This window comes from Pseudomonas gessardii (assembly GCF_001983165.1).
GTDB classification, from domain to species: Bacteria; Pseudomonadota; Gammaproteobacteria; order Pseudomonadales; family Pseudomonadaceae; genus Aquipseudomonas; species Aquipseudomonas gessardii.
Map to the genome: position 1 here is coordinate 90077 of NZ_MNPU01000020.1, position 7218 is coordinate 97294.

A 7218-nucleotide genomic window follows, 5' to 3' on the forward strand; every position below is an offset into this window, starting at 1 on the left:
AACGGAGGCAAGGTGGGCAGTCTAGTGATTTCAAAGGCGTTCGTCCCGCTACCATGGTCGAATGCCAGGTCGCGATTTAGAGCCTTTGGTCGGGTTTTTCCCGCTAATAAAAAACCCCAGCCTACGGGAGGCCGGGGTTTTGGGTATTGCGCTGGAGCAGTGTTTATTCGACGGCCTTGACCATGTCTTCGATGACCTTCTTGGCATCGCCGAAGACCATCATGGTCTTGTCCAGGTAGAACAGTTCGTTATCCAGGCCGGCATAACCACTGGCCATCGAGCGCTTGTTGACGATGATCGTCTTGGCCTTGAAGGCTTCGAGAATCGGCATGCCGGCAATCGGCGACTTTGGATCGTTCTTGGCGGCCGGGTTGACCACGTCGTTGGCGCCGAGCACCAGCACCACGTCGGCCTGGCCGAACTCGGAGTTGATGTCTTCCATCTCGAACACCTGGTCGTAAGGCACTTCGGCCTCGGCCAGCAGCACGTTCATGTGGCCAGGCATGCGCCCGGCGACCGGGTGGATCGCATACTTCACGGTAACGCCGCGATGGGTCAGTTTCTCGGTCAGCTCCTTGAGTGCATGCTGTGCCCGCGCGACCGCCAGGCCATAGCCCGGCACGATGATCACGGTGTCGGCGTTGGTCAGCAGGAAGGTGGCATCGTCGGCCGAGCCGGATTTCACCGGGCGCGCTTCTTTGGAGCCAGCCGGCCCTGCGGCATCCGGGGTATTACCGAAGCCGCCGAGCAGCACATTAAAGAACGAGCGATTCATCGCCTTGCACATGATGTACGAGAGGATCGCACCGCTCGAACCTACCAGGGAGCCGGCAATGATCAGCATCGAGTTGTTCAGCGAGAAGCCGATACCCGCCGCCGCCCAGCCGGAATAGCTGTTGAGCATCGAGACGACCACCGGCATATCGGCGCCGCCAATCGGGATGATGATCAGCACGCCCAGCACGAAGGCCAGGGCCAGCATCAGGGCGAAGGCACTGAGGTTGCCGGTGAACATAAACACCAGGCCCAGGCCCAGGGTGGCCAGGCCCAGCACCAGGTTCAACTTGTGCTGGCCGCCAAACTGTACCGGTGCGCCCTGGAACAGGCGGAACTTGTACTTGCCCGACAGCTTGCCGAAGGCGATGACCGAACCGGAGAAGGTAATGGCACCAATGGCTGCGCCGAGGAACAGCTCCAGGCGGTTACCCGCAGGAATCGCGTCACCCAGTTGCTTGACGATCCCCAGGGATTGCGGCTCGACCACCGCCGCGATGGCGATAAACACCGCCGCCAGGCCGATCATGCTGTGCATGAAGGCGACCAGCTCCGGCATCTTGGTCATTTCTACGCGCTTGGCCATGATCGAGCCGGCGGTGCCGCCGATCAGCAGGCCGACAATCACGTAGCCGATGCCGGCAGTGGCCAGCTCCGCGCCCAGCTTATAGATGAGGCCCACGGTGGTGAGCACCGCCAGCGCCATGCCGAGCATGCCGAACAGGTTGCCGCGTCGGGACGTGGTTGGGTGCGACAGGCCCTTGAGGGCCTGGATGAAGCAGATCGACGCGATCAGGTAGAGCGTCGTCACGAGGTTCATGCTCATTACTTCTGCACCTCTTCTTTAGCCTTGGGCGCTTTCTTCTTGAACATCTCAAGCATCCTACGGGTAACCAGGAAACCGCCGAACACGTTCACGGCGGCCAGGGCCACGGCCAGGGTGCCCATGGTCTTGCCCAGCGGCGTGACGGTGAGTGCGGCCGCGAGCATGGCGCCAACGATCACAATCGCCGAGATCGCGTTGGTCACGGCCATCAGCGGCGTATGCAGCGCGGGGGTGACGTTCCAGACCACGTGGTAACCGACATAAATCGCCAGCACGAAGATGATCAGGTTGTAGATACCGGGGGAGATAAGCTCTTCCATCGTCTGAATCCCTGCTTAGGCGTTTTTGCGGATGACTTGGCCGTCGCGGCACATCAGGCACGCGGCGACGATGTCGTCTTCGAGGTTGATTTCAAACTGCCCTTCCTTGGTGAAGACCAGCTTCAGGAAGTCCAGCAGGTTGCGCGCATACAGGGCCGAAGCATCGGCAGCGACCGCGCCGGCAAGGTTGGTCGGGCCGCAAATGGTCACGCCGTTTTCCACCACCACCTGGTCGGCGACGGTCAGAGGGCAGTTGCCCCCCTGGGCGGCGGCCAGGTCGATCACCACGGAGCCTGGCTTCATCTGGGCGACGGTTTCGGCGCTCAGCAACGTCGGGGCCTTGCGGCCCGGGATCAGGGCGGTGGTGATGACGATATCGGCTTGCTTGGCGCGCTCATGCACGGCCAGGGCCTGGCGCTGCATCCAACTGGTGGGCATCGGGCGTGCATAGCCGCCGACACCGACGGCGCATTCGCGCTCTTCATCGGTCTCGTAGGGCACGTCGACAAACTTGGCGCCGAGGGATTCGATCTGCTCCTTCACGGCCGGGCGTACGTCGGACGCTTCGATGACCGCACCCAGGCGTTTCGCCGTGGCGATGGCCTGCAGGCCGGCCACGCCAGCACCGAGGATCAGCACGCGAGCGGCTTTCACGGTACCTGCGGCCGTCATCAGCATTGGCATGAAGCGCGGGTAGTGATGGGCCGCCAGCAACACCGCCTTGTAGCCGGCAATGTTGGCTTGGGACGACAGCACATCCAGGCTCTGCGCACGGGAGGTGCGCGGCGCGGCCTCCAGGGCGAAGGCCGTGATGCCATGTTCGGCCAGCCGGGTGATGGTTTCGTTACTGAACGGATTGAGCATGCCCACCAACACGGTGCCGCTTTTAATCAGCGTCAGTTCGCTGTCGCTGGGGGCGACCACCTTGAGAATCAGCTCAGCGCCAAACGCGTCGCCGGCACTGCCAATGGTTGCGCCTGCCGTTTCATAGGCACTGTCGACGACGCTGGCTTTGATGCCAGCACCGCTTTGTACAGTGACCTTATGGCCCTGGCCGATCAGCTTCTTGATGGTTTCCGGGGTTGCAGCAACCCGCGTTTCACCGGTCTGGGTTTCGAGAGGAACACCAATGTGCACGTCAAATCTCCTGCATGATCTTTTTGCTTTTGATTTTTGTAAAAAGGCCAGTGCACCGCGAGTGGCGCAACTGGGGCGGCCGATCAGCACGACCCCGCTGAAATGACAGCAGGGCGCGGCATTTTGCAGGCGAACTTTACGGCCTTCAAGGGATTATGACGGGTGACGAAAAATTAACTACAAGTCACCCTGTGACTGATTGTCGCAATACGCTGGAATAACCTCTTTAAATACAGGTGTTTAAAGGCTTATAGCGGGAAAAGACGATTTGCGTAAATTTCGACATGAGTCGCCGGTCATTGGTCGTTAATAAGCGCTGTAGAGCTTGCAGCCATTGGCTTTCAGGCCATTTTTCAGTTGATCGGTACAGTCTGTCTAAAGGCGACATATATTTATATCTGTAGTGTTATTAATTATTTGACTACAGGGTCAGTAATTCGTCGGCCCGCCAGGAATCATTGGCTGTAGCGCTGTGCCTGATCAATCAACCAGTCTCGAAAGGCGTGCAGTGAAGCAGATTCGACCTTTCGCTCGGGAATCATCAGGTAATAGGCCTTGCTGCTGGTCAGCGCCTGCTGGTTGGCAATCACCAGCTGTTTCTCGCCCAGTTCCCGCTGAATAAGGAACGGTGGGATCAGCGCAATCCCCATGTCATGCATGGCCGCCTGGGACAACATGGAGAATAGCTCGTAGCGCGGGCCTGTCATGTCCCGGGGGATATTCAGCTGTTGGGCGTCGAACCATTGGCGCCAGGCGTAGGGCCGCGTGGTTTGCTGCAGCAGTGGCAGCTCGGCGATTTGCCCTGCACTGAAGTGTGTATGGTGCCCCAGCAGGCGCGGGCTGCAGACGGGGACCGGGTTTTCGCCCATCAGCCGGTGGGATTCGGTGCCGGACCAGTCGGCATCGCCGAAATACACCGCGGCATCGAACTCGGTATCGGCAAACAGGAACGGGCGGGTACGGTTGGTCAGGTTCACCGTGACTTCGGGGTGTTGCTGCTGGAAGTCCTTGAGGCGCGGGATCAGCCACTGCGTACCGAATGTGGGCACTACCGCCAGTTCGATCACATTGGCGCCCTGCTGGCCCATCACTGACAGGGTGTCGCGTTCCACGGCATCCAATTGCATCGCGACCCGCCGGCTATAGGAAAGCCCGGCCTCCGTGAGCTTTACCCCGCGTCGCGAGCGCCGAAACAGCTCGACACTTAAAAACTCCTCAAGGCTGGCGATCTGTCGGCAGATCGCGCCCTGGGTGATAGAAAGTTCTTGCGCGGCCTTGGTAAAGCTCTCGTGGCGGGCGGCAGCTTCAAAACTGACCAGGGCCGTGGTGCTGGGGATTTTCCTACGCATGTACCGTACCCTCACTAATAAAAGGCGGTTTTGCCCTTCTTGATCATCACGGAGTGAGAAATTAGCACAAGGCTATGCAAAAACCTCGTTTGCCCTCTTCGCTGACCCGGCCTAGGCTGCATGCACGACTTTTGATTTACTTCGCGAGGACTCACTCATGGGCGGTAAGGCAAGCTTCAACTGGATCGATCCACTGCTGCTGGATCAACAGCTCACTGAAGAAGAGCGCATGGTGCGCGACAGTGCCGAGCAATTTGCCCAGGACAAGTTGGCGCCGCGTGTGCTTGAAGCCTTCCGTCATGAAAAGACCGATCCTGCGATTTTCCGTGAAATGGGCGAGACCGGCCTGCTGGGCGCCATGATCCCTGAGCAGTACGGTGGCAGTGGCTTGAACTATGTCAGCTACGGCTTGATTGCCCGTGAAGTGGAGCGTGTCGACTCCGGCTACCGCTCGATGATGAGCGTGCAGTCTTCCCTGGTGATGGTGCCGATCAATGAGTTCGGCACCGAAGCGCAAAAACAGAAGTACCTGCCCAAGCTGGCCTCGGGTGAGTGGATTGGTTGTTTCGGTCTGACCGAGCCCAACCACGGTTCGGACCCGGGCGCGATGATTACCCGTGCGCGCAAGGTGGATGGCGGCTATAGCCTGACCGGCAGCAAAATGTGGATCACCAACAGCCCGATTGCCGATGTGTTTGTGGTCTGGGGCAAGGACGATGCGGGCGACATCCGTGGTTTTGTCCTGGAGAAGGGCTGGAAAGGCCTGAGTGCACCGGCGATTCACGGCAAGGTCGGCTTGCGTGCTTCGATTACCGGCGAAATCGTCATGGATAACGTGTTCGTTCCCGAAGAGAACATCTTCCCCGATGTGCGCGGCTTGAAAGGCCCGTTCACCTGCCTGAACTCGGCCCGCTACGGTATCTCCTGGGGCGCCTTGGGGGCCGCGGAGTTCTGCTGGCACACGGCGCGCCAGTACACCCTCGATCGCCAGCAGTTCGGGCGCCCACTGGCTGCCACACAGTTGATCCAGAAAAAGCTCGCCGATATGCAGACCGAAATCACCCTCGCCCTACAAGGTTGCCTGCGCCTGGGCCGGATGAAAGATGAAGGGACGGCGGCGGTGGAGATCACGTCGATCATGAAGCGCAATTCCTGCGGCAAGTCCCTGGATATCGCGCGCATGGCCCGCGACATGCTCGGTGGCAATGGTATCTCCGACGAGTTCGGGATTGCCCGGCACCTGGTCAACCTGGAAGTGGTGAATACCTACGAAGGCACGCATGACGTCCATGCGCTCATCCTTGGGCGCGCTCAGACCGGTATCCAGGCGTTCTATTAATAGGAGTGTGACCATGGGCGCGCTATCGCATCTGCGGGTACTGGATTTGTCACGGGTGCTGGCGGGGCCCTGGGCCGGACAGATTCTTGCCGACCTCGGCGCTGAGGTGATCAAGGTCGAGCGGCCTGGCAGTGGCGACGATACCCGCGCCTGGGGGCCGCCCTTCCTTAAGGATGCTTATGGTCAGAACACCAGTGAAGCGTCCTACTACTTATCGGCCAATCGTAATAAAGAGTCGGTGACTATCGACTTCACCCGGCCGGAGGGGCAGAAGCTGGTCCGCGACCTGGCGGCGAAGTCGGATATCTTGATCGAGAACTTCAAGGTCGGCGGCTTGGCCGCGTATGGCCTGGACTATGAATCGCTCAGGGAGATCAACCCAGAGCTGATTTATTGCTCTATCACCGGGTTTGGCCAGACGGGGCCGTATGCGGCGCGGGCTGGCTATGACTTCATGATCCAGGGATTGGGCGGGTTGATGAGCCTGACGGGGCGCCCCGAGGGGGATGAGGGTGAAGGTCCGGTCAAGGTGGGTGTAGCGCTGACCGATATTTTGACCGGGCTTTACTCCACGGTGGCGATTCTGGCGGCTATGGCGCACCGCGATCATGATGGTGGTGGCCAGCATATCGATATGGCGTTGCTGGATGTCCAGGTGGCCTGTCTGGCCAATCAGGCGATGAATTACCTGACGACTGGGGTATCCCCCAAGCGGTTGGGTAATGCGCATCCGAATATCGTGCCCTATCAGGACTTTCCTACGGCTGACGGCGATTTCATCCTGACCGTGGGCAATGACAGTCAGTTTCGCAAGTTTGCCCAGGTCGCTGGGCAGCCGCAGTGGGCCGATGATCCGCGGTTTGCCACTAATAAGCTGCGGGTGGCCAATCGGGCGGTGCTTATTCCATTGATTCGCCAGGCCACGGTGTTCAAGACCACTGCTGAGTGGGTGGCCCAGCTGGAGCAGGTGGGTGTGCCCTGTGGGCCGATCAATGACTTGGCGCAGGTGTTTGCCGATCCTCAGGTGCAGGCGCGTGGGCTGGCGATAGAGTTGCCTCACCCGCTGGCGGGTAAGGTGCCTCAGGTGGGGAGCCCTATGCGGTTGTCCAAGACGCCGGTGGAGTATCGCAGTGCGCCTCCTCTCTTGGGCGAGCATACGGCCCAGGTTCTTAGCCAGGTGCTGGGGCTGGGGGCGGGCCATGTAGCCGCTTTAAAGGAGGCGGGGGTCATTTGAGGTGTTTCTTCTATATAGAAGGGGTTTTTATATAGAAGAGCTGGTTGTTTTTTAATCGATCGTAAGTAATTGATAGAAAAGCAAAATTAAGGGTTGACGGCAGATCCTGGAAGTCTATAATTCGCCCCACTTCCGGCGCAGTCGAAACGGAAAACTCCTTGGTAAACAAAGAGTTACGCAGAATTCGACAGCGAGTTGCTTCAGTCCATCGAAGCCCAGAAGGAGTTGGTAGGGCAATG

Annotated in this window: 7 protein-coding genes; 2 read left to right on the top strand and 5 right to left on the bottom strand. The window is 59.4% G+C overall.

Annotated elements, in window-relative coordinates:
• Window positions 1-163: 163 nt before the first annotated feature.
• The 4 genes from BLL38_RS15790 to BLL38_RS15805 form a co-directional block, all read right to left on the bottom strand.
• Complete coding sequence (locus BLL38_RS15790; RefSeq protein ID WP_038444899.1) at window positions 164-1600, bottom strand: NAD(P)(+) transhydrogenase (Re/Si-specific) subunit beta; 1437 nt, start codon at window positions 1598-1600, stop codon at window positions 164-166.
• On the bottom strand, window positions 1600-1920 hold the full coding sequence (locus BLL38_RS15795; RefSeq protein WP_003233786.1) for an NAD(P) transhydrogenase subunit alpha part 2: 321 nt from the start codon (window positions 1918-1920) through the stop codon (window positions 1600-1602). The genes BLL38_RS15790 and BLL38_RS15795 overlap by 1 nt, the downstream gene beginning before the upstream one ends.
• Window positions 1921-1935: 15 nt before the next feature.
• On the bottom strand, window positions 1936-3057 hold the full coding sequence (locus tag BLL38_RS15800; RefSeq protein ID WP_076963400.1) for a Re/Si-specific NAD(P)(+) transhydrogenase subunit alpha: 1122 nt from the start codon (window positions 3055-3057) through the stop codon (window positions 1936-1938).
• Between the two features lie 455 nt (window positions 3058-3512).
• The gene (locus BLL38_RS15805) at window positions 3513-4406 is read right to left on the bottom strand and encodes a LysR family transcriptional regulator (protein ID WP_076963401.1); all 894 of its coding nucleotides are present in this window, start codon (window positions 4404-4406) and stop codon (window positions 3513-3515) included.
• A gap of 157 nt (window positions 4407-4563) precedes the next feature.
• Here BLL38_RS15805 and BLL38_RS15810 point away from each other — a divergent pair, with 157 nt between their 5' ends.
• Window positions 4564-5745 carry an acyl-CoA dehydrogenase gene (locus BLL38_RS15810; protein WP_029290432.1) on the top strand — a complete coding sequence of 394 codons (1182 nt, stop codon included), beginning with the start codon at window positions 4564-4566 and terminating at the stop codon, window positions 5743-5745.
• A gap of 13 nt (window positions 5746-5758) precedes the next feature.
• Window positions 5759-6979 (top strand): CaiB/BaiF CoA transferase family protein, encoded by a 1221-nt coding sequence (locus tag BLL38_RS15815; protein WP_076963402.1) that lies wholly within the window; start codon window positions 5759-5761, stop codon window positions 6977-6979.
• A 10-nt stretch (window positions 6980-6989) separates the two neighbouring features.
• Here the strand turns inward: BLL38_RS15815 and BLL38_RS31250 are convergent.
• Window positions 6990-7218, bottom strand: a 229-nt coding sequence (locus tag BLL38_RS31250) for a hypothetical protein (RefSeq protein ID WP_207303157.1), incomplete at its 5' end; no start/stop codon positions are given.

What these genes read in the sequence shown, in the direction of transcription:
- BLL38_RS15805 (WP_076963401.1), bottom strand. Translation starts at nt 4,406, where the DNA reads ATGCGTAGGAAAATCCCCAGCACCACGGCCCTGGTCAGTTTTGAAGCT.
- BLL38_RS15815 (WP_076963402.1), top strand. Translation starts at nt 5,759, where the DNA reads ATGGGCGCGCTATCGCATCTGCGGGTACTGGATTTGTCACGGGTGCTG.
- BLL38_RS15795 (WP_003233786.1), bottom strand. Translation starts at nt 1,920, where the DNA reads ATGGAAGAGCTTATCTCCCCCGGTATCTACAACCTGATCATCTTCGTG.
- BLL38_RS15810 (WP_029290432.1), top strand. Translation starts at nt 4,564, where the DNA reads ATGGGCGGTAAGGCAAGCTTCAACTGGATCGATCCACTGCTGCTGGAT.
- BLL38_RS15790 (WP_038444899.1), bottom strand. Translation starts at nt 1,600, where the DNA reads ATGAGCATGAACCTCGTGACGACGCTCTACCTGATCGCGTCGATCTGC.